The 20,513-nt window shown below is 72.9% G+C and carries 17 protein-coding genes; 13 read left to right on the forward strand and 4 right to left on the reverse strand.

The features are described from left to right. The first annotated feature begins 83 nt into the window (after positions 1-83). Positions 84-2,414, forward strand: a complete 2,331-nt coding sequence (locus ACFT4A_RS07910) for a SpoIIE family protein phosphatase (protein ID WP_382826937.1) — start codon at positions 84-86, stop codon at positions 2,412-2,414. A gap of 40 nt (positions 2,415-2,454) precedes the next feature. Continuing rightward, positions 2,455-3,687 (forward strand): radical SAM family heme chaperone HemW, encoded by a 1,233-nt coding sequence (gene hemW, locus ACFT4A_RS07915; protein WP_382826938.1) that lies wholly within the window; start codon positions 2,455-2,457, stop codon positions 3,685-3,687. 104 nt (positions 3,688-3,791) lie between these two features. Here hemW and ACFT4A_RS07920 read toward each other — a convergent pair whose 3' ends face one another. Both ACFT4A_RS07920 and ACFT4A_RS07925 read right to left on the reverse strand, forming a co-directional pair. Beyond that, the gene (locus ACFT4A_RS07920) at positions 3,792-4,589 is read right to left on the reverse strand and encodes a DUF3097 domain-containing protein (RefSeq protein WP_382826939.1); all 798 of its coding nucleotides are present in this window, start codon (positions 4,587-4,589) and stop codon (positions 3,792-3,794) included. A 31-nt stretch (positions 4,590-4,620) separates the two neighbouring features. Then, the gene (locus ACFT4A_RS07925; RefSeq protein ID WP_382826941.1) at positions 4,621-5,352 is read right to left on the reverse strand and encodes an MBL fold metallo-hydrolase; all 732 of its coding nucleotides are present in this window, start codon (positions 5,350-5,352) and stop codon (positions 4,621-4,623) included. A gap of 171 nt (positions 5,353-5,523) precedes the next feature. Here ACFT4A_RS07925 and hrcA point away from each other — a divergent pair, with 171 nt between their 5' ends. From hrcA to ACFT4A_RS07970, 9 genes are all read left to right on the forward strand, one after another. Beyond that, complete coding sequence (gene hrcA, locus ACFT4A_RS07930; RefSeq protein ID WP_189723489.1) at positions 5,524-6,540, forward strand: heat-inducible transcriptional repressor HrcA; 1,017 nt, start codon at positions 5,524-5,526, stop codon at positions 6,538-6,540. Continuing rightward, positions 6,540-7,676, forward strand: coding sequence for a molecular chaperone DnaJ (dnaJ, locus tag ACFT4A_RS07935; protein ID WP_382493548.1), 1,137 nt, complete (start codon positions 6,540-6,542; stop codon positions 7,674-7,676). Before hrcA ends, dnaJ begins: the two co-directional genes overlap by 1 nt. An 87-nt stretch (positions 7,677-7,763) precedes the next feature. Next, positions 7,764-8,840: a nitronate monooxygenase gene (locus tag ACFT4A_RS07940; RefSeq protein ID WP_382826943.1), complete on the forward strand. Its 1,077-nt coding sequence runs from the start codon at positions 7,764-7,766 to the stop codon at positions 8,838-8,840. Beyond that, positions 8,837-9,586: a 16S rRNA (uracil(1498)-N(3))-methyltransferase gene (locus tag ACFT4A_RS07945; RefSeq protein ID WP_382826945.1), complete on the forward strand. Its 750-nt coding sequence runs from the start codon at positions 8,837-8,839 to the stop codon at positions 9,584-9,586. The genes ACFT4A_RS07940 and ACFT4A_RS07945 overlap by 4 nt, the downstream gene beginning before the upstream one ends. A gap of 74 nt (positions 9,587-9,660) precedes the next feature. Next, a complete protein-coding gene (locus ACFT4A_RS07950) occupies positions 9,661-10,215 on the forward strand; it encodes a hypothetical protein (protein ID WP_382826946.1) in 555 nt (184 codons plus the stop codon). Positions 10,216-10,260: 45 nt separating this feature from the next. After that, positions 10,261-13,464, forward strand: coding sequence for a S41 family peptidase (locus tag ACFT4A_RS07955; protein WP_382826947.1), 3,204 nt, complete (start codon positions 10,261-10,263; stop codon positions 13,462-13,464). Positions 13,465-13,562: 98 nt separating this feature from the next. Further along, the gene (locus ACFT4A_RS07960; protein ID WP_382826949.1) at positions 13,563-13,916 is read left to right on the forward strand and encodes an HIT domain-containing protein; all 354 of its coding nucleotides are present in this window, start codon (positions 13,563-13,565) and stop codon (positions 13,914-13,916) included. Between the two features lie 5 nt (positions 13,917-13,921). Beyond that, the gene (locus ACFT4A_RS07965) at positions 13,922-14,827 is read left to right on the forward strand and encodes a ribonuclease Z (protein WP_382826951.1); all 906 of its coding nucleotides are present in this window, start codon (positions 13,922-13,924) and stop codon (positions 14,825-14,827) included. Between the two features lie 20 nt (positions 14,828-14,847). Next, positions 14,848-15,840 carry an adenosine deaminase gene (locus ACFT4A_RS07970; RefSeq protein ID WP_382826952.1) on the forward strand — a complete coding sequence of 331 codons (993 nt, stop codon included), beginning with the start codon at positions 14,848-14,850 and terminating at the stop codon, positions 15,838-15,840. 6 nt (positions 15,841-15,846) lie between these two features. Here the strand turns inward: ACFT4A_RS07970 and ACFT4A_RS07975 are convergent, their stop codons facing one another. Then, positions 15,847-17,187, reverse strand: coding sequence for an MFS transporter (locus ACFT4A_RS07975; RefSeq protein ID WP_382826954.1), 1,341 nt, complete (start codon positions 17,185-17,187; stop codon positions 15,847-15,849). Between the two features lie 201 nt (positions 17,188-17,388). Then, positions 17,389-18,171: an IclR family transcriptional regulator gene (locus ACFT4A_RS07980; RefSeq protein WP_382826956.1), complete on the reverse strand. Its 783-nt coding sequence runs from the start codon at positions 18,169-18,171 to the stop codon at positions 17,389-17,391. 87 nt (positions 18,172-18,258) lie between these two features. On the opposite strand from ACFT4A_RS07980, the gene ACFT4A_RS07985 reads away from it, so the two are divergent. Together ACFT4A_RS07985 and ACFT4A_RS07990 are read left to right on the forward strand one after the other, a co-directional pair. After that, positions 18,259-19,212: a 5-dehydro-4-deoxyglucarate dehydratase gene (locus ACFT4A_RS07985; protein ID WP_382826957.1), complete on the forward strand. Its 954-nt coding sequence runs from the start codon at positions 18,259-18,261 to the stop codon at positions 19,210-19,212. Beyond that, positions 19,209-20,498, forward strand: coding sequence for a glucarate dehydratase family protein (locus tag ACFT4A_RS07990; protein ID WP_382826958.1), 1,290 nt, complete (start codon positions 19,209-19,211; stop codon positions 20,496-20,498). The genes ACFT4A_RS07985 and ACFT4A_RS07990 overlap by 4 nt, the downstream gene beginning before the upstream one ends. Positions 20,499-20,513 lie beyond the last annotated feature (15 nt).

Consider the following 20,513-nt stretch of genomic DNA (forward strand, 5'->3'; position numbering starts at 1 on the left):
TCGGCGCTTATGGGCGGGGTCAGTCTGTCACTCTGTCGGCATCGACTGTGGCGTATTCGTACGAACTGCCCGGGGAGCTGTCCATGGGGGCCATTCCGACGCAACGGGAGACCGCCTCCCGTGCCTCGCAGGCGCCTGCACACGCTTCGGAGACGCCCGCGTCCGGTGAGGACGCGCTCGTCTCCGAGGAGCCCGTACCGACCGCCGAGACACGCACGCCCGACGTGTGCGCCCCGGCCTGCGCGGCGCCCGCACCCATATCCCAGGCGCCCGCACGGGAGTGCGCGCGGGCGCACGCGACCCTGTCCGGCAGCTCGCTCGCGCCGGGCACCGCGCGCGCCCTGGTGCGCTCGGCGCTCGCCGAGTGGACCCGGCTCGGTCTGCCCGGCACCGAGCACCTCACCGACCGCCTCGCCGACGACGCCACGCTCGTCGTCAGCGAGCTCGTCACCAACGCCGTCGTGCACGCCGGCACGGACGTCGAGCTGGAGTGCCGGCTGGAGGGCGCCGAAGGCGGCGACCGCGGCGACGGCGGCGACGGCGTCGACACGGAGACGGTCGCGCTCGTCGTCGAGGTCTGCGACCACCACCCCTCACGCGCCCCGCGCGGCGGCGAACCGGAGACACCGCACGACATGCCCGAGTACGGGCGCGGCCTGCGGCTCGTCGGCGCGCTCTCCGAGGCCTGGGGCATCACGTACCGCACGGGCCGGAAGACCGTGTGGGCGCGGTTGCCCGCCGGGGGGTGCGCGGCGGGCGAGCAGATCGAGGCGTACGCCGAGGAGCAGGCGCTGGCGCGCGGGCTGCGGGTGGCGGAGATCCTGGCACCGGAGCCGCGCCAGGGCTGGGAGGCCGAAGGGCTGCCGGGTGCGTCGGACGCGGCGGACGCGGGGGAGTCGAGGGAGGCCGGACGGGGTCGGCGGGACGCGCAGGACTTCCGGGACGCGCAGCACTCTCGCGCTGTGCAGGACTCTCGCGGCTTACGGGACCGACAGGGCTCACCGGACCGACAAGACCCCCGTGGCCTACGGGACTCACGTGACTGGAACGACGTACGGGACTGGCGGGACCGTCACGAGGGCGGCTGTGACGGGCGCGACGGTGCCTGGCTGGGCCGCGGGGCCCTCTCCTTCCTCGCGGAGGCCTCCGACCTGCTCGCCGGGCAGCTCGACGAGGACCTGGTAGCCGCCCTCGCCGGGCAGCTGATCGTGCCGCGGCTGGCCGACTGGTGCGCGGTGTGGCTGGAGGACGAGGCCACCGGCGGCGGCTGGAGCGGCGGGGCCGGAGCGGGCGGGGCGCGCCTGGCCCGGGTCTGGCACGGCAGCGAGAACCGCATCGAGGAGCTGCGCCGGGCCCTGGAGAAGGACCCGCCGCACCCGTCCGACCCGCCCGGGTCCTGGCCCGTCGACTATCCCTGGCCGGGCGAGGCGCTCGGTGACGCGCCGGGCGAGCCGGGGTCGGCGCTCGCGTACCGGCTGGTCGCCGGGGGACGCCCGCTGGGCACCCTGGTCATCGGCCGGTCCGGGGCCGCCGGCTTCCCCGACGAGATCACCGGCCTCGTGGAGGATCTCAGCCGCCGCGTCGCCCTCGCCATCGGCGCCGCCCGCCAGTACGCCCGCCAGGCCACCATCAGTGCCGTACTCCAGCGCGGACTGCTGCCCGGCGCCGTCGCCGAGATCCCCGGGGTGCGCAGCGCGCTCGTCTACGAGCCGTACGACAAGGGCGGGCCCAGCGGCGACTTCTACGACCTGTTCCCGGCCGGAGACGGCCGCTGGTGCTTCGCCGTCGGCGACGTCCAGGGCAAGGGGCCCGAAGCGGCCGTCGTGATCGGACTGGCCCGGCCCTGGCTGCGGCTGCTGGCCCGGGAGGGCTACCGGGTCGCCGACGTCCTCGACCGCCTCAACCAGCTCCTCCTCGACGACGCCACGGAGGCCGCCGACGCGGCGGCCCGGGCGCTGGTGGCCGCGGGCGCCCGGCCGACCCCGCCCGGCGACGGCCCCCAGACCCGCTTCCTGTCCCTGCTCTACGGCGAACTGGTCCCCTTCGACGGTGGTGTCCGCTGCACCGTCGCCTCCGCCGGGCATCCGCTGCCCCTGCTGCTCGGGGCGGGCGGCGAGGTCCACGCGACAGCGCGGCCGCAGACCCTCCTGGGCGTCGTCGAGGACGCCACGTACACCAGCGACACCTTCGAGCTGCGGCCCGGCGACACGCTGCTGTGCGTCACCGACGGCGTGACCGAGCGCCGCTCCGGCTCCCGCCAGTTCGACGACGAGGACGGGCTCGCGGCAGCCCTGGCCGGGTGCGCGGGGCTGGACGCCGAGCTGATAGCCGAGCGGATCAAACGGCTGGTGCACGAGTTCGGGGCCCGGCCCCCGGCCGACGATCTCGCGCTGCTGGTGCTCCAGGCGGAGTGAGCAGACGGAGCGACCGCGCGGGTGCTGGACAATGGAAGGCATGCCTTCCGCACTTCCCGACGGCGAGCCCGTCCCCGACGACGGCGCGCTGCCCGTGTCCGCGCTCGCCGGGGCCGCCGACCGCCCGCTCGGGTTCTATCTGCACGTCCCGTACTGCGCGACCCGCTGCGGCTACTGCGACTTCAACACCTACACGGCGACCGAGCTGCGCGGCACGGGCGGTGTGCTGGCCTCCCGCGACAACTACGCCGAGACGCTGGTCGAGGAGGTCCGCCTGGCACGCAAGGTGCTGGGCGATGATCCGCGGCCCGTTCGTACGGTGTTCGTGGGCGGGGGGACGCCCACGCTGCTGGCCGCCGGTGATCTCGTACGGATGCTGGGCGCGATCCGTGACGAGTTCGGACTCGCGCCGGACGCCGAGGTCACGACGGAGGCGAATCCGGAGTCGGTGGATCCGGCGTATCTCGCCGCGCTGCGGGAGGGCGGCTTCAACCGGATCTCGTTCGGCATGCAGAGCGCGCGGCAGCATGTGCTGAAGGTGCTGGACCGTACGCATACGCCCGGGCGCCCCGAGGCGTGTGTGGCGGAGGCGCGGGCGGCGGGCTTCGAGCACGTCAACCTCGACCTGATCTACGGCACGCCGGGGGAGAGCGACGACGACTGGCGGGCCACGCTGAGCGCGGCGCTGGGGGCGGGGCCGGACCATGTCAGCGCCTACGCGCTGATCGTCGAGGAAGGCACGCAGCTGGCCCGTCGTATCCGCCGGGGCGAGGTCCCCATGACGGACGACGATGTGCACGCCGACCGCTATCTCATCGCCGAGGAGGCGCTGTCCTCGGCGGGGTTCGAGTGGTACGAGGTGTCCAACTGGGCGACCTCGGAGGCGGGGCGGTGTCTGCACAACGAGCTGTACTGGCGGGGGGCCGACTGGTGGGGGGCCGGGCCGGGGGCGCACAGCCATGTGGGGGGCGTGCGGTGGTGGAACGTCAAGCATCCGGGCGCTTATGCGGGGGCGCTGGCGGTGGGGCGGTCGCCTGGGGCCGGGCGTGAGGTGCTGGCGGAGGAGGACCGGCGGGTCGAGCGGATTCTGCTGGAGTTGCGGCTGCGGGAGGGGGTGCCGTTGGCGTTGCTGCGGGAGGAGGGGCTTGCCGCGTCGCGGCGGGCTTTGTCGGACGGGCTTCTGGATGCGGGGCCGTATGAGGACGGGCGCGCGGTGCTGACCTTGCGGGGGCGGTTGCTGGCGGACGGGGTTGTACGGGACCTCGTGGACTGAGGTGCTCGGGGTTCTTGCTGGGGCCGGGTGGGTCCGCAACCCGGCGTGGCGGGGTGCCGCTTCTTTGGGACGGGAGCCGCCCCTAGCGGCACGCATGCCCGCAGCTAAGCGGTTACGAAGTCGATCAGCTCCTCGACCCTGCCCAGCAGCTCCGGCTCCAGGTCCTTGTACGAGCGCACCCCCGACAGGATCCGCTGCCAGGCCGCGCCCGTGTTGGGGGGCCAGCCCAGGGCCCGGCACACGCCCGTCTTCCAGTCCTGGCCGCGTGGTACCCGGGGCCATGCCTCGATGCCCAGGGACGACGGTTTCACCGCCTCCCAGATGTCGATGTACGGGTGGCCCACCACCAGGGCGTGCTCGCTCGTGACCGACTCGGCGATGCGCCACTCCTTGCTGCCCGGGACCAGGTGGTCCACCAGGACGCCGAGGCGGGCGTCCGGGCCGGGGGCGAAGTCGGTGACGATCGCGGGCAGGTCGTCGACGCCCTCCAGGTACTCCACGACCACGCCCTCGATGCGCAGGTCGTCGCCCCACACCTTCTCGACCAGCTCGGCGTCGTGCCGGCCCTCGACGTAGATGCGGCCGGCGCGTGCCACACGCGCGCGTGCGCCGGGGACGGCCACCGAACCGGAGGCGGTGTGCGTGGGGCGGGCGGGGCCGGACGACGGGCGGACCAGCGTCACCACCCTGCCCTCCAGCAGGAAACCGCGCGGCTCCATCGGGAACACCCGGTGCTTGCCGAAGCGGTCCTCCAGCGTCACCGTGCCCGCCTCGCAGCGGATCACCGCGCCGCAGAAGCCGCTCCCCGCCTCCTCGACCACCAGGCCCGGATCCGCCGGAACCTCGGGTACCGGCTTCGGCTTCTTCCACGGCGGAGTCAGATCGGCGGAGTACTGGCGCATTCGAATGACGATAGGAGAAGGCGTACGGCGATCACCGCGACACGCCGAAACGCGCGGCCAGCGCGTCCCGCTGGGCCCGGACGAACGCCGCATCTACCACCGCTCCGTGACCGGGCACGTACAGTGCGTCGTCACCGCCCAGGTCGAGCAGCCGGTCCAGCGCGGCCGGCCAGTGCGACGGCACGGCGTCGGGGCCCGCCTGGGGTTCGCCGGACTCCTCGACCAGGTCGCCGCAGAACACCACCTCCGGATCACCCGGCACCAGCACCGCCAGGTCGTGCGCGGTGTGCCCCGGGCCCACGTTCGCCAGCAGCACCTGGCGGCCGCCGCCCAGGTCGAGCGTCCACTCGCCGGAGACCAGGTGGCCGGGCGGGACCAGCCGCTCCGCCGCCTCCTCGGCCGCGGACGCCGCCAGGCCCTGTCGCACCCCGTCCTCGCGCAGTTCCTCGCGGTCTCGCACCCGGGTCAGGAGCGCGTCCACGCCCACCGCGCCGAACACCTCGGTGTCCGGGAGCGCCGCGGCGCCGAAGACATGGTCGAAGTGCGGATGGGTCAGCGCGAGATGTGTCACACGGTGACCGGTGAGTGCCCGCGCCTGCGCGCCCAGTTTCGCGCCCTCGGCGAGGCTGGACCCCGCGTCGATCATGAGAACCGCCCCCTCGCCGGCGACCAGCCCGATCGTGCAGTCCCACACCGGCAGCCGGCACCGGCCCACACCGGCGGCCACGCGTTCCCATCCGAGCTCTTCCCAAGTCACCGTCATACGGCGACGCTAGCGGGTGCGCCCCGCCCGGGGTGCGGCGCGCACGACCAGCCTTGCCGGGGGTGTACCCCACCGCCGTACACTGGGCCGGGGGATGCTGGCACTCGCACGCATAGAGTGCCAGGCCGCGACAGGCAGGCAGCAGGCGGACGACTTCTGGAGGTGCGCGCGATGCTCAGTGAACGCAGGCTTCAGGTGCTGCGCGCCATCGTCCAGGACTATGTCGGCACCGAGGAGCCCGTCGGCTCCAAGGCCCTCACCGAGCGGCACAGCCTCGGCGTCTCCCCGGCCACCGTCCGCAACGACATGGCGGCCCTCGAGGACGAGGGATACATCGCCCAGCCGCACACCAGTGCCGGGCGCATCCCCACCGACAAGGGCTACCGGCTGTTCGTGGACAAGCTGGCCGGCGTCAAGCCGATGACCGCGCCCGAGCGGCGCGCGATCCAGAACTTCCTCGAGGGCGCCGTCGACCTCGACGACGTCGTGGCGCGTACGGTTCGGCTGCTGGCGCAGCTCACGCGCCAGGTGGCCGTCGTGCAGTACCCGTCGCTGACCCGGTCGACCGTGCGGCATGTGGAGTTGCTCTCCCTCGCGCCCGCGCGGCTGATGCTCGTGCTGATCACGGACACCGGGCGGGTCGAGCAGCGGGTGGTCGACTGCCCGGCGCCCTTCGGCGAGGCCTCGCTCGCGGATCTGCGCGCACGGCTCAACAGCCGTGTCGCCAACCGCCGTTTCGCGGATGTGCCGAGTTTGGTGGAGGATCTGGCGGAGGCGTTCGAGCACGAGGACCGGGGCACGGTTTCCATGGTGCTCTCCACGCTTCTGGAGACGCTCGTCGAGGAGAACGAGGAGCGGCTGATGATCGGCGGCACCGCCAATCTCACCCGCTTCGGGCATGACTTTCCCCTGGTGATCCGGCCGGTGCTGGAGGCGCTGGAGGAGCAGGTCGTGCTCCTCAAGCTGCTCGGCGAGGCGAAGGATCCGGGCGTGACCGTACGTATCGGTCATGAGAACGCCCACGAAGGACTCAACTCCACGTCCGTCGTGTCGGTCGGCTACGGTTCGGGCGGCGAGGCAGTCGCCAAGCTCGGCGTGGTCGGACCGACCCGCATGGACTACCCGGGAACGATGGGAGCGGTACGCGCAGTGGCACGGTACGTCGGACAGATCCTGGCGGAGTCGTAGTGGCCACGGACTACTACGCCGTACTCGGCGTGCGCCGCGACGCGTCGCAGGAAGAGATCAAGAAGGCCTTCCGGCGGCTCGCACGCGAGCTGCATCCGGACGTCAACCCCGATCCGAAGACCCAGGAGCGGTTCAAGGAGATCAACGCCGCCTACGAGGTGTTGTCGGACCCGCAGAAGAAGCAGGTCTACGACCTCGGCGGCGACCCGCTCTCGCAGGCCGCGGGCGGCGGCGCGGGCGGCTTCGGAGCCGGTGGCTTCGGGAACTTCTCCGACATCATGGACGCGTTCTTCGGCACGGCGTCGCAGCGCGGTCCGCGCTCGCGCACCCGCCGCGGCCAGGACGCGATGATCCGTATCGAGGTCGAGCTCGACGAGGCGGCCTTCGGTACGACCAAGGACATCCAGGTCGACACGGCCGTCGTCTGCAACACCTGCAGCGGCGAGGGTGCCGCGCCGGGTACGAGCGCGCAGACGTGTGACATGTGCCGCGGTCGCGGTGAGGTGTCGCAGGTCACCCGGTCGTTCCTCGGCCAGGTCATGACGTCCCGGCCCTGCCCGCAGTGCCAGGGCTTCGGGACCGTGGTGCCGACGCCGTGCCCGGAGTGCGCCGGCGACGGCCGCGTCCGCTCCCGGCGGACCCTGACCGTGAAGATCCCCGCCGGTGTCGACAACGGCACGCGCATCCAGCTCGCCGGCGAGGGCGAGGTCGGGCCCGGTGGCGGTCCCGCCGGTGATCTCTACGTCGAGATCCACGAACTTCCGCACTCCACCTTCCAGCGGCGCGGCGACGACCTGCACTGCACGGTGACGATCCCCATGACGGCCGCGTGTCTCGGCACGAAGGTGCCGCTGGAGACGCTGGACGGCATGGAGGAGGTCGACATCCGCCCGGGCACCCAGTCCGGCCAGTCGATCCCGCTGCACGGCCGGGGCATCACGCACCTGCGGGGCGGCGGACGCGGCGACCTCATCGTCCACGTCGAGGTCCAGACCCCGACGAAGCTCGACCCCGAGCAGGAGCGACTGCTGCGCGAGCTGGCCAAGCTGCGCGGCGAGGAGCGGCCCACGGGGCAGTTCCAGCCTGGGCAGCAGGGGTTGTTCTCGCGGTTGAAGGATGCGTTCAACGGGCGCTGATCGGTTTTCTGGGCGCCTTTTCCTCTGGTCTATGCCACACGGCAGGCCGGTTTCGGGGTTGTTCGGAGGACGTGACAACATGCGGTCATGTCCTCCGCGCTGACCGATCTCTTCCCGCACCCGATCGTGCAGGCCCCCATGGCGGGTGGCGTCTCCGTACCGCAGCTCGCCGCCGCCGTGTGCGAGGCGGGCGGGCTCGGATTCCTCGCCGCCGGGTACAAAACCGCCGACGGGGTGTACCAGGAGATCAAGCAGCTGCGGAGCCTCACGAGCAGGCCCTTCGGCGTGAACGTCTTCATGCCGCAGCCCGAGTACGCCGACCCCGCCGCCGTCGACGTCTACGCCCACCAGCTGGCCGGCGAGGCCACCTGGTACGAGGCCGAACTCGGCGACCCCGACAGCGGTCGCGACGACGGCTACGAGGCCAAGCTCGCGGTGCTGCGCGACAACCCCGTGCCCGTGGTGTCGTTCCACTTCGGCGTGCCGAGCCGCGAGGTCATCGACACCCTGCACCGCGTCGGCACCTTCGTCCTGGCCGCCGCGACCACCCCCGACGAGGCCCGGGCCGTGGAGCGGGCGGGTGCGGACGGCGTCATCGTGCAGGGCGTCGAGGCCGGCGGCCACCAGGGCACGCACCGGGACATACCGGAGACGGACGGTTCCGGCATCGGGCTGCTGTCGTTGGTCGCCCAGATCCGGGAATCCGTGAACATCCCGATCGTCGCCGCCGGCGGCATCATGCGCGGCGGCCAGATCGCCGGGGTGCTCGCGGCCGGCGCCAGCGCGGCCCAGCTCGGCACGGCGTTCCTCGCCACGCACGAGTCCGGCGCGAACGCCCTGCACAAGCAGGCGCTGACCAACCCCCTGTTCGTGCGTACGGAGTTGACCCGAGCCTTCTCCGGGCGTCCGGCGCGCGGGCTCGTCAACCGTTTCCTGCGCGAGCACGGCCCGTACGCGCCGCCCGCCTACCCCGAGATCCACCACCTGACCTCGCCGCTGCGCAAGGCCGCCGCAAAGGCGGGGGACGCGCAGGGCATGGCCCTCTGGGCCGGGCAGGGCCACCGGATGGCCCGGGAGCTGCCCGCCGGGCAGCTGGTGGAGGTGCTGGCCGGTGAACTCGCCACGGCACGCGCGGTGTTGTCGGGCGGGGGCGGCGTCCGATGACCGCGCCGGTGTTCGTGGTCGAGCACCTCGACGCGGGCGGTGGCGGTAGCGGTGGCCGGTACGTCCTCGACGGTCCGGAAGGGCGGCACGCCGTCTCCGTGAAGCGGCTGCGGCCCGGCGAGGACATCGTCCTCACGGACGGGGCCGGCCGCTGGGCGGACTGCGTCGTGCTCGACACCGAGGGCAAGGACCGGCTGATCGTCCGGCTGGACTCGGTGACCGAGGAGCCGGTGGAGCAGCCTCGGGTCACGGTCGTCCAGGCGCTGCCCAAGGGCGACCGCGGGGAGCTGGCCGTCGAGACGATGACCGAGGTCGGTGTCGACGCGATCGTGCCGTGGTCGGCGGCGCGTTGCATCACGCAGTGGAAGGGCGAGCGCGGGCTGAAGGCGCTGGGCAAGTGGCGGGCGACGGCCCGGGAAGCCGGGAAGCAGTCGCGCCGCGTGCGGTTTCCCGAGGTCGCGGAGGCGGCTTCGACCAAGCAGGTCGCTTCGCTGCTGGCCGGTGCCGACTTCGCCGCCGTGCTCCACGAGAGCGGGGACGAGCCGCTGGCGACCGCCGAACTGCCGTCCTCCGGTGAGATCGTGCTGGTCGTGGGGCCCGAAGGGGGCGTTTCGCCCGAGGAGTTGGCGCAGTTCGAGGAGGCCGGGGCGAAGGCGTACCGGCTGGGGCGCAGTGTGCTGCGCACATCGACCGCCGGGACGGCTGCCGCCGCCGTACTCCTGGCCCGCACCGGCCGGTGGTCCTGAGCCCGTAGTGCTGCGGGCCGTGGTGGCCGTATGCGCTCTACCGCCCCGCCCTCGTCGGTGGCAGGCTGCCTTCCATGGGGGCATCGAGGAGGACCGGACGGGGCTCGCGCGGCCGCCGGGTCGCGGCCGTGGCGGCGTTCGCGGTGGTCGGTGTGGGCGGCGCCGTCGCCTGTGAACCCGGGGCGGGGATCAGTTCCGCGGCCGTCGCCTATACGACCGACGAGACCGTCACCAAGGAACTCGACCGGCAGAAGGCGGGCGTGCGTTGGCTCACGTGTACCGCCTCGTACGGGGACTCCGGCAAGGGCGGGAACGCGTCGCCCTCGGCGCGGGAGAAGACCGTCGCGACCGTCGACTGCGAGGGGGAGACCAAGGACGGGAAGGACATCACCGTCACCGGCCGGGTCACCCACGCGGTGGACGGCGAATGCGTGCGCGGGAAGATCACCGCCAAGGTCGACGGCAAGGTGTGGTTCGAGGTCGACGGGCTCGGCAACTGCGACGCCACTCCGTCGCCGGTGGGGGGCGGTCCCACGAACGGGCAGCCCGGGCCCACCGTCACCGTGACCGTCACACAGACCATCTGGTGCGAGCGCTATCCGGACTGCAGGCCCGTCGAGGGCAAGTGATCCGAAGTCTGTCCGCGCGGCGTCGTCCCTGCATAGGGTGATCGGGTGACTCAGTCCGCATCGCCTGCTTACCTCCGGTTCCCCCACGTGCGCGGCGACCTGGTCGCCTTCACCGCCGAGGACGACGTGTGGCTCGCCCCTCTCGACGGCGGCCGGGCCTGGCGGGTCAGCGCCGACAACGTGCCGGTGACCCAGCCCCGCATCTCGCCCGACGGCACCACCGTCGCGTGGACCTCCTCCCGCGACGGCGCTCCCGAGGTGCACATCGCCCCGGCCGACGGCGGCCCCGCCAAGCGGCTGACGTACTGGGGCAGTTCGAGGACCCAGGTGCGCGGCTGGACCCCGGACGGCGACGTCCTGGCCACCAGCACCCAGGGGCAGGCCAGCCTGCGCCGCAGCTGGGCGCGTGCCGTCCCGCTCGACGGCGGTCCGGCCACCACCCTGCCGTACGGGCCCGTCGGTGACATCGCCTACGGGCCGAGTGTCGTCCTGCTGTCCGCGCCGATGGGGCGCGAGGCCGCCTGGTGGAAGCGGTACCGGGGCGGTGGCGCGGGCAAGTTGTGGATCGACCGGGAGGGGGACGGGGAGTTCGTACGGCTGCATCAGGAGCTCGACGGGAACATCGAGTACCCGCTGTGGGCCGGCGAGCGCATCGCGTTCCTGTCCGACCACGAGGGCACCGGCGCGCTGTACTCCTCCCTCGCCGACGGGTCCGACCTGCGGCGCCACACGCCGCTCGACGGCTTCTACGCCCGGCACGCCGCGACCGACGGCACCCGGGTCGTCTGGTCCAGCGCCGGTGAGCTGTGGGTGCTCGACGATCTGGACGGGGCCGAGCCGCGTCGGCTGGACGTGCGGCTGGGCGGGCAGCGCGTCGATCTCCAGCCGTTTCCGCTGAACGCCGCCCGGTCGTTCGGGGCGGCGTCCCCGGACCACACCGCGCGCGGCAGTGCCGTCTCCGTACGCGGCTCCGTCCACTGGGTCACCCACCGCGCAGGGCCCGCCCGCGCCCTCGCCGCGACGCCCGGTGTGCGGGCCCGGCAGCCGCGTGCCTTCCGCGCCGACGGCGAGGAGTGGGTGGTGTGGGTGACGGACGCCGAGGGCGACGACGCCCTGGAGTTCGCGCCCGCCACCGGGCTCGCCCCGGGAGCGACGCCGCGCCGGCTCGCCGCCGGGCAGCTCGGCCGGGTGCTGGACCTCGCCATGGCGCCCGACGGCAGCCGCGCGGCCGTGGCCTCCCACGACGGGCGGCTGCTGCTCGTCGAGCGGGAGACGGGCGAGGTGCGGGAGGTGGACCGGAGCGAGGACGGTGATGTGTCGGGCGTCGTCTTCTCGCCCGACTCCTCCTGGCTGGCCTGGTCCCACCCCGGCCCGCGGCCCCTGTCCCAACTGAAGCTCGCCAACACCACCGACCTGTCGGTCACCGAGGCGACCCCGCTGCGCTTCCAGGACTACGCGCCCGCGTTCACGGTGGACGGCAAGCACCTCGCGTTCCTGTCGACCCGCTCCTTCGACCCGGTCTACGACGAGCACGTCTTCGACCTGGCCTTCGTGGAGGGTGCCAGGCCGCACCTCATCACCCTCGCGGCGACCACGCCGTCCCCGTTCGGGCCGCAGCGGCACGGCCGGTCCTTCGAGACGCCCGACCGGGAGGAGACCCCCGACAGCGAGGGCACCCCCACCACCCGCATCGACCTCGAAGGCCTCAACGACCGCATCGTGCCCTTCCCGGTCGAGGCCGCCCGCTACTCCAATCTGCGGGCGGCGAAGGACGGCGTCCTGTGGCTGCGCCACCCCGTCGCCGGTGTGCTCGGCGCGTCCCGGGCCACCCCGGACGACCCGGAGCCCAAGTCCGAGCTGGAGCGGTACGACCTCGCCCAGCAGCGCGTCGAGCATCTCGCCATCGACGCCGATCACTTCGAGGTCAGCGGCGACGGCAAGCGCGTGCTGCTGTGGACCGACGGACGGCTGAAGGTCGTCCCCAGCGACCGGCGCGCCTCGAACGACGACGACAGCGACTCCAACATCACCGTCGACCTCGGCCGCGTACGCCAGTTCATCGACCCGGCCGCCGAGTGGCGGCAGATGTTCGACGAGAACGGCCGCATCATGCGGGACCACTTCTGGCGGCCCGACATGAGCGGCGTCGACTGGACCGGCGTCCTCGACCGCTACCGCCCGGTCGTGGACCGGCTCGCCACCCACGACGACCTGGTCGACCTGCTGTGGGAGGTGCAGGGCGAACTCGGCACCTCGCACGCCTACGTCACCCCGCGCGGCGGCTACGGCCGCGGCGCCCGCCAGGGCCTGCTCGGCGCGGACATCTCCCGCCACGAGGACGGCAGTTGGCGCGTCGACCGCATCCTGCCCTCGGAGACCTCCGACCCGGACGCCCGCAGCCCGCTGGCCGCACCCGGTGTCGCCGTACGCCCCGGGGACGCGATCCTCGCGATCGCCGGACAGCCGGTCGACCCGGTCGCGGGGCCCGGCCCGCTGCTGATCGGCACGGCCGGCAAGCCGGTCGAGCTGACCATCTCCCCGTCCGGCGGCGGCGACCCGCGGCACGCCGTCGTCGTCCCGGTCGCCGACGAGGAGCCGCTGCGCTACCACGCCTGGGTCGCCGACCGGCGTGCCTACGTCCACGAGAAGTCCGGCGGCCGCCTCGGCTACCTGCACGTCCCGGACATGCAGGCGCCCGGCTGGGCCCAGATCCACCGCGACCTGCGCGTCGAGGTCGCCCGCGAGGGCCTGGTCGTCGACATCCGCGAGAACCGCGGCGGCCACACCTCCCAGCTCGTGATCGAGAAGCTCGCCCGGCGCATCGTCGGATGGGCCGTGCCCCGTGGCATGCGCCCCTTCAGCTACCCCGAGGACGCCCCCCGGGGCCCCGTCGTGGCCGTCGCCAACGAGTTCTCCGGCTCCGACGGCGACATCGTCAACGCCGCGATCAAGGCCCTGGGCCTCGGCCCGGTGGTCGGCGCCCGCACCTGGGGCGGCGTCATCGGCATCGACAGCCGCTACCGCCTCGTCGACGGCACCCTGGTCACCCAACCCAAGTACGCCTTCTGGCTGGAGGGCTACGAGTGGGGCGTGGAGAACCACGGCGTGGACCCGGATGTGGAGGTCGTACAGCGCCCCCAGGACTACGCGGCGGGCAGGGACGCCCAACTGGACGAGGCAATCCGCCTGGCACTGGAGAGCCTGGAGGCCAGTCCCGCTAAGACGCCCCCGAGTTTGCCGACCTCTTAAGGGGCGCGGGGAACTGCGCGACCAGCCACAACGCACCCGCACACGACGACGATACGATGCCCGAGTAGGACCACATTCGGCCAACCCCCGGAGGGACCATGGCAGGGGAGCCCCAGGAAGACTGCCTGTTCTGCAAGATCGTCGCCGGCACCATCCCGGCGACCATCGTCCGCCAGACAGACACCACCATCGCGTTCCGCGACATCAACCCCCAGGCCCCCACCCACGTCCTGATCATCCCCAAGGCGCACTACGAGAACGCCGCCGCCCTCGCCGCCGCCGACCCCGCCCTCACCGCGGACGTGATCCGCGAGGCCCAGGCCGTCGCCGACGAGGAGAAGCTCGACAGCCACCGCCTCGTCTTCAACACCGGCAGCGGCGCCGGCCAGACCGTCTGGCACGTGCACGGCCACGTACTCGGCGGCCGCGGCCTCGACTGGCCCCCCGGGTAGTCGCCTTGTCCGTACGCGAACTCGTGGTCCTCGGCACCGCCAGCCAGGTACCGACCCGGCACCGCAACCACAACGGCTACCTGCTGCGCTGGGACGGCGAGGGCATCCTGTTCGACCCCGGCGAGGGCACGCAGCGCCAGATGCTGCGGGCCGGGGTCGCCGCGCACGACCTGAACCGGATCTGCGTCACGCACTTCCACGGCGACCACAGCCTCGGCCTCGCCGGTGTCATCCAGCGCATCAACCTGGACAAGGTGCCGCACGAGATCACCGCGCACTACCCCCGCTCCGGGCAGCGCTTCTTCGACCGGCTCCGGTACGCCACCGCCTACCGTGAGACCGTCGACATCAGCCAGTCGCCCGTCTCCGCCGACGGGCCCCTCGCCCGTTCGGGCACCTACACGCTGGACGCCCGGAAGCTGTCGCACCCCGTGGAGTCGTACGGCTACCGGATCGTCGAGCCCGACGGCCGCCGCATGCTGCCCGAGCGGCTCGCCGCGCACGGCATCAAGGGCCCGGACGTCGGCCGGATCCAGCGCGAGGGCTCGCTCGGCGGGGTCGCGCTCGACGACGTGAGCGAGGTGCGGCGCGGGCAGCGGTTCGCGTTCGTCATGGACACCCGGCTGTGCGACGGGGTGTACGCGCTCGCCGAGGGCTGTGACATGCTCGTCATCGAGTCGACCTTCCTCGACGAGGACGAGCAACTCGCCGTGGAGCACGGGCATCTGACGGCGGGACAGGCCGCGCGGGTGGCCCGGGACGGCGGTGTGCGGCATCTGGTGCTGACCCACTTCAGTCAGCGCTACACCGACCCGGAGGAGTTCGAGCGGCAGGCGCGGGCCGCCGGCTACGAGGGTGAGCTGACCGTGGCGCACGATCTACTGAGAGTGCCGGTTCCGAAGCGTCGGTGAATCGGCCGTACGATGAATTGATGTCCCTCCCCAAAGCCGAACTGCACCTTCACATCGAAGGCACCCTGGAACCGGAACTTGCCTTCGAGCTTGCCGCGCGCAACGGCGTCACACTGCCGTACGCCGACACGGACGAGCTGCGCGAGGCGTACCGGTTCGAGGACCTGCAGTCCTTCCTGAACCTGTACTACGAGCTCATGGCCGTCCTGCGCACCGAGCGCGACTTCGAGGACCTGGCCAACGAGTACCTCGCCCGCGCCGCCGCCCAGGGGGTCTGGCACGCGGAGATCTTCTTCGACCCGCAGGCCCACACCAGCCGGGGGCTGGAGATCGGCACGGTCGTCGAGGGGCTGTGGCGGGCGCTGGGCAGCAGCGAGGCGAACCACGGTGTCTCGACCCGGCTGATCCTGTGCTTCCTGCGCGACGAGTCCGCCGAGTCGGCCCTGGCGACCCTGGACGCGGCGAAGCCGTACCTGGACCGGATCACCGGCGTCGGCCTCGACTCGGCCGAGGTCGGGCACCCGCCGGTGAAGTTCCGCGAGGTCTACGAGGCCGCCGCCGCGCTCGGGCTGCGGCGGGTCGCGCACGCCGGTGAGGAGGGACCGCCGGAGTACATCACCGAGGCGCTGGACATCCTCGGCGTGGAGCGGGTCGACCACGGCCTGCGCTGTGTGGAGGACCCGGCGCTGGTGGAGCGGCTGGTGCGGGACCGGGTGCCGCTGACGCTGTGCCCGCTGTCGAACGTACGGCTGCGGACCGTCGACACCCTCGCCGACCACCCCCTGCCCGCCATGCTGGACGCCGGGCTCATGTGCACGGTGAACTCGGACGACCCGGCCTACTTCGGCGGGTACGCCGGCGAGAACTTCGACGCCGTGCGCGCCACCCTCGGCCTCAGCGAGGAGCGGCTGCGGGAACTCGCCCGCAACTCCTTCCTCGCCTCCTTCCTGGAGGACGACGAGGAGCTGCGGGCGCGGTATCTCGCCGAGGTGGAGGCCTACGCCTTCCCGTAGGCAGACCTACAGGGCTCCGGACCCCGGTGAGGCACCCGCCTGCCGGGGTCCCGCCTTGTCGTAGGCCCGCTGGGTGGGAATCGCCGCGGCCTCCACGGCGATCTCCACGACCGGCTGTTCCGGGGCGCCGATCTCGGGGACCGTGCCGGTGGGCGTGCCCGTGGCGGCGGCGACCAGGGCGGCCGGGTGGCCGCCGCGGCGGCGGATCGCGCCGGGCAGCAGCGGGCGTCCGCCGGTGTGCAGGGCGACGGCGGTCATCGGCACGGCGATGACCAGCAGCCCGGCGGCCAGGATCGCGCCCATGACCGGGAACCCGGCCTGCGCCGACAGCACACTGCCGGTGAGCGGTCCGGCGGCCGTGCCCAGCGAGGACGCCGAGCCGACCAGCACCGCCCAGCGGCCGCGCGGGTCGAGCGAGGCGGCGAGCCCGATCAGATACGACAGCACCACCGGGTACATCGTGTTCCAGGCGATCTCGCCGGTCGCGAAGCTCGTCAGGTCGGTCGAGGAGGCGCTGAGCGTGATGCAGCCGGCGATGAGGACCGTGCCGGCGCCGATGGGCACGGCACGTCCCAGCCGCGCGCCGAGCGCGCCCGCCGCCAGGACCCCGGTCAGGCCGGCGCCCAGTGCCACGGCGAACACGGCACCGACGGTGCTCTCGCTCAGATGGGCCTGGTCGAGACCGATCCGTCCGCTCACGCCCCACAGGGAGTTCTGGGCGAGCGACCAGCACAGCATGGCGGCGGCCAGCACCAGTCCCGAACGGGCGTGCGGCAACCGGGCCTTGTGCTGCCGCGTGGGTGCGGCGGGCGCACCGGCGGGGAGACGGCCGGTCAGCGGCCACACGACCAGGGCCGTGAGGGCGATCGCGGCCAGCGGCAGGCCGTGCCCCGGGCCGAGGTGCGGGACCGTCAGATACACGGCGCCCGCGAGGGCGGAGACGGTGAGCAGACCGGCGGTGGAGGCCCGGTGCGGATCCCGCTGTCCGGCGATGAGGGTGGCGGCGACGGTGGTGGCCGTGCCGGACCCGAACCCGCCGAGGACGGCCCCGGCGACGACGGCCGGGACGGCGGTGGTGAGGGCGGCGCCGCCGTAGCCGATCAGGGCCAGGGTGAGCCCGATGCGGGCGAGGGTGCGGGCCCCGATCCGTTCGACCCGTGAGGCCAGGACGAATCCGGCGGCGGCCGAACTCAGCAGCAGGGCACTGCCGGCGGCGCCGGCCTGCGTGGCGGAGAGTGGTAGGCCCGAATCGAGCCTGCCGACGGTGGTCGGCAGCAGATACGGAGCGAGGTACCCGGCCGTGAAAAGGGCGACGAGGGACCAGGGAGTGGTGCGGGGGGCGAACACGGGCGTTCCCAGGGCATGCGAAAGGAGCGGGAAGAGGGGGGAGGGGCGACGACCGTCGACGGACAGGAACGCGCGGGCAATTTGTATCAAGCAAGTAGTCGAACGCGTGAACCGAGAGAGCGTGATCTGGATCACGTTGCGTTTGATGCGGTGAAGTTCGGGTAAACGAGCGCCTTTCGCCAGGTGGCGCGGGTGTTCCCGCTAACGCCAGTGCACCGATCCGGCCCCCGTGGGAACCGTCGCCTCGGCCTTCGCCCGGATCTCCCGCATCACGGTGACGATCCGCTCCTCGTGCTCCGGAGTGAGCCGGGCGACCGGCACCGAGCAGCTGATCGCGTCCAGTGCGGGGGAGTCGTAGCGCAGCGCGAACCCGAAGCCGACGATCCCGCTCACGCCCTCCTCCCGGTCCACGGAGTGGCCGCGGGCCCGGACCCGCGCGAGGTCGGCCGCCAGGGACTCCCGGCTCGTGTGCGAGTTCGGGGTCAGTGCCTCGTAGGGGCCCTCGGGCAGCTCCTCGTCCGGGCGTTCCGCCAGCAGGGCCTTGCCCAGGGCCCCGACATGGGCGGGCAGCCGGCGTCCCACCCGGCTGATCGTGCGCAGGTACTCGTGCGACTCCCGCGTCGCCAGATAGGCCACGTCCCGGCCGTCCAGACGTCCCATGTGGATGGTCTCGCCGAGCGCCTCGGACGCCTCGTCGAGATACGGCCGTACGGCCCGCACCCGGGGGTCGGAATCGAGGTAGCCGGTGCCGGTGAGCAGGGCGTGGATGCCGATGCCGTACAGGGAGCCGGTGACGTCGGTGCGGACCCAGCCGCGCGAGATCAGGGTCTGGAGCAGCGCGTACATCGAGCTGCGCGGCACGCCGAGCGCGTCGGCCAGCTCCTGCAGCCGGGCCGGGCGGTCGCCGCGTGCCGCGAGGAGCTCCAGCAGCTCGACCGTGCGCGCCGCGGACTTCACTTCGCGGACGCCCCCTGTGTCTGACATGTGCCGATCGTAATCGGGCGGCCCGGGCGGTTGACGTTCGCGTATCCAACCGCCATTCTCATATATAGATGACGTCTACATAAGGAGATGACCGTGAGCGCTGGCGCTGGACCGGAAGCGGTCGCGCAGCGGCTGCGGGACGGCATGGCCGGTGGCGTGCTGTCGTTCCCGCTGACCGGCTTCCGCGACGACGGCACCCTCGACCCGGAGGGCTTCCGCGCCTACGTCGCGCAGCGGCTCGCCGCCTCGCCCGGCGCCGTCTTCCCCGCCTGCGGCACCGGCGAGTTCTTCTCGCTGGACGAGGACGAGTACCGGCAGGTCGTCACGATCACCGTCGAGGAGGCGGCGGGCCGCGTCCCCGTCGTGGCCGGCATCGGATACGGCTGGGCGCAGGCCGTGCGGTTCGCGCGCATCGCCGAGGACGCCGGCGCCGACGCGCTCCTCGTGCTGCCGCACTACCTCGTCGCCGCCCCGCAGGACGGCCTGGTCGCCCAGCTGGAACAGATCGCCGCCCGCACCCGGCTGCCGCTGATCGCCTACCAGCGCGGCCAGGTCGCCTTCACCGCCGAGTCCCTCAAGCGCATCGCGGCCCTGCCGAACGTCATCGGCCTCAAGGACGGCCACAGCGACCTCGACCGGCTGCAACGCCTCACGCTCGCCGCCCCCGAGGACTTCCTGTTCTTCAACGGCGCCGCCACCGCCGAGATCCAGGCCCGCGCCTACGCCACCGTCGGCGTCCCCGCCTACTCCTCCGCCGTGCACGCCTTCGCCCCCGAGATCGCCGACGCGTTCTTCGCCGCCCTGCGCGACGGCGACCACGGCACGGTCGACAAGCTGCTGCGCGACTTCTACGTCCCGCTCGTCGAACTGCGCGACCGCGTCCCCGGGTACGCCGTGTCGCTGGTGAAGGCGGCGGCCCGGCTGCGCGGCCACCGGGTCGGGCCGGTCCGCGCCCCGCTCACCGACCCCTCGCCCGCCGACCTGGCGACCCTCACCTCCGTCCTCGCCACCGGCCTCGACCTCGTAGGAGCCGCCCTGTGAACCTCGCCATCACGGACGTACGGCTGACGCCGATCCTGGTCGCCGACCCGCCGCTGCTGAACACGCAGGGCGTGCACCAGCCGTACACGCCCCGGCTGATCGTCGAGGTCGTCACGGCCGACGGGATCACGGGCGTGGGGGAGACCTACGGCGACGCCAAGTACCTGGAGCTGGCCCGCCCCTTCGCCGAGCGGCTGAAGGGGCACCAGGTCAGCGATCTGAACGGCCTGTTCACGCTCGCGGACCAGGTCGCCGTCGACCGCTCCCGGGTCGAGAACGCCGTCGACGTCGGCGGGCTGCGGGGCGTCCAGACCGCCGACAAGCTGCGGCTGTCCGTCGTCTCCGCCTTCGAGGTCGCCTGCCTCGACGCCCTCGGCAAGGCCCTCGGACTGCCCGTGCACGCGCTGCTGGGCGGCAAGGTGCGCGACGCCGTCGAGTACAGCGCCTACCTGTTCTACAAGTGGGCCGACCACCCGGAGGGCATCCCGGCCGAGAAGGACGACTGGGGCGCCGCGATCGACCCGGCGGGCGTGGTGGAACAGGCCCGCCGGTTCAAGGAGCGCTACGGCTTCACCTCCTTCAAGCTCAAGGGCGGCGTCTTCCCGCCCGACGAGGAGATCGCGGCCGTCCGGGCGCTCGCCGAGGCGTTCCCCGGGCATCCGCTGCGGCTCGACCCCAACGGCGCCTGGTCCGTCGAGGCGTCGGTCAAGGTGGCCCAGGAGCTCGGGGAGGTCCTGGAGTACCTGGAGGACCCCGCGCTAGGCACCCCCGCCATGGCCGAGGTCGCCGAGCGGACCGGCGTGCCACTGGCCACCAACATGTGTGTGACGACCTTCGCCGAGATCAAGGAGGCGTTCACCAAGGGCGCCGTGCAGGTGGTCCTCTCCGACCACCACTACTGGGGCGGCCTGCGCAACACCCAGCAGCTCGCCGCCGTCTGCCGCACCTTCGGCGTCGGCGTGTCGATGCACTCCAACACCCACCTGGGCATCTCGCTCGCCGCGATGACCCACGTCGCGGCCACCGTCCCGAACCTCCACCACGCCTGCGACTCCCACTACCCCTGGCAGTCGGAGGACGTCCTCACCGAGCGGCTCACCTTCGAGGGCGGCAAGGTGACGGTGTCGGACGCCCCCGGGCTCGGCGTGGAGCTCGACCGCGAGCGCCTCGCCGCACTGCACCGGCGGTGGCTGGACGACGACGGCGCGCTGCGCGACCGCGACGACGCGGCGGCCATGCGCGTCGCCGACCCGGAGTGGGTGACGCCCTCGATGCCCCGCTGGTAGGACATGACCGGGTGA

Origin of the sequence: Streptomyces sp. NPDC057099, from assembly GCF_042671245.1 — a bacterium.
GTDB lineage: Bacteria > Actinomycetota > Actinomycetes > Streptomycetales > Streptomycetaceae > Streptomyces > Streptomyces purpurascens.

What these genes read in the sequence shown, in the direction of transcription:
- ACFT4A_RS07950 (WP_382826946.1), top strand. Translation starts at nt 9,661, where the DNA reads ATGGGGGCATCGAGGAGGACCGGACGGGGCTCGCGCGGCCGCCGGGTC.
- ACFT4A_RS07960 (WP_382826949.1), top strand. Translation starts at nt 13,563, where the DNA reads ATGGCAGGGGAGCCCCAGGAAGACTGCCTGTTCTGCAAGATCGTCGCC.
- ACFT4A_RS07920 (WP_382826939.1), bottom strand. Translation starts at nt 4,589, where the DNA reads ATGCGCCAGTACTCCGCCGATCTGACTCCGCCGTGGAAGAAGCCGAAG.
- ACFT4A_RS07940 (WP_382826943.1), top strand. Translation starts at nt 7,764, where the DNA reads ATGTCCTCCGCGCTGACCGATCTCTTCCCGCACCCGATCGTGCAGGCC.
- ACFT4A_RS07980 (WP_382826956.1), bottom strand. Translation starts at nt 18,171, where the DNA reads ATGTCAGACACAGGGGGCGTCCGCGAAGTGAAGTCCGCGGCGCGCACG.
- ACFT4A_RS07945 (WP_382826945.1), top strand. Translation starts at nt 8,837, where the DNA reads ATGACCGCGCCGGTGTTCGTGGTCGAGCACCTCGACGCGGGCGGTGGC.
- ACFT4A_RS07910 (WP_382826937.1), top strand. Translation starts at nt 84, where the DNA reads ATGGGGGCCATTCCGACGCAACGGGAGACCGCCTCCCGTGCCTCGCAG.
- hrcA (WP_189723489.1), top strand. Translation starts at nt 5,524, where the DNA reads ATGCTCAGTGAACGCAGGCTTCAGGTGCTGCGCGCCATCGTCCAGGAC.
- ACFT4A_RS07970 (WP_382826952.1), top strand. Translation starts at nt 14,848, where the DNA reads ATGTCCCTCCCCAAAGCCGAACTGCACCTTCACATCGAAGGCACCCTG.
- ACFT4A_RS07985 (WP_382826957.1), top strand. Translation starts at nt 18,259, where the DNA reads ATGACCGTGAGCGCTGGCGCTGGACCGGAAGCGGTCGCGCAGCGGCTG.
- hemW (WP_382826938.1), top strand. Translation starts at nt 2,455, where the DNA reads ATGCCTTCCGCACTTCCCGACGGCGAGCCCGTCCCCGACGACGGCGCG.
- ACFT4A_RS07925 (WP_382826941.1), bottom strand. Translation starts at nt 5,352, where the DNA reads ATGACGGTGACTTGGGAAGAGCTCGGATGGGAACGCGTGGCCGCCGGT.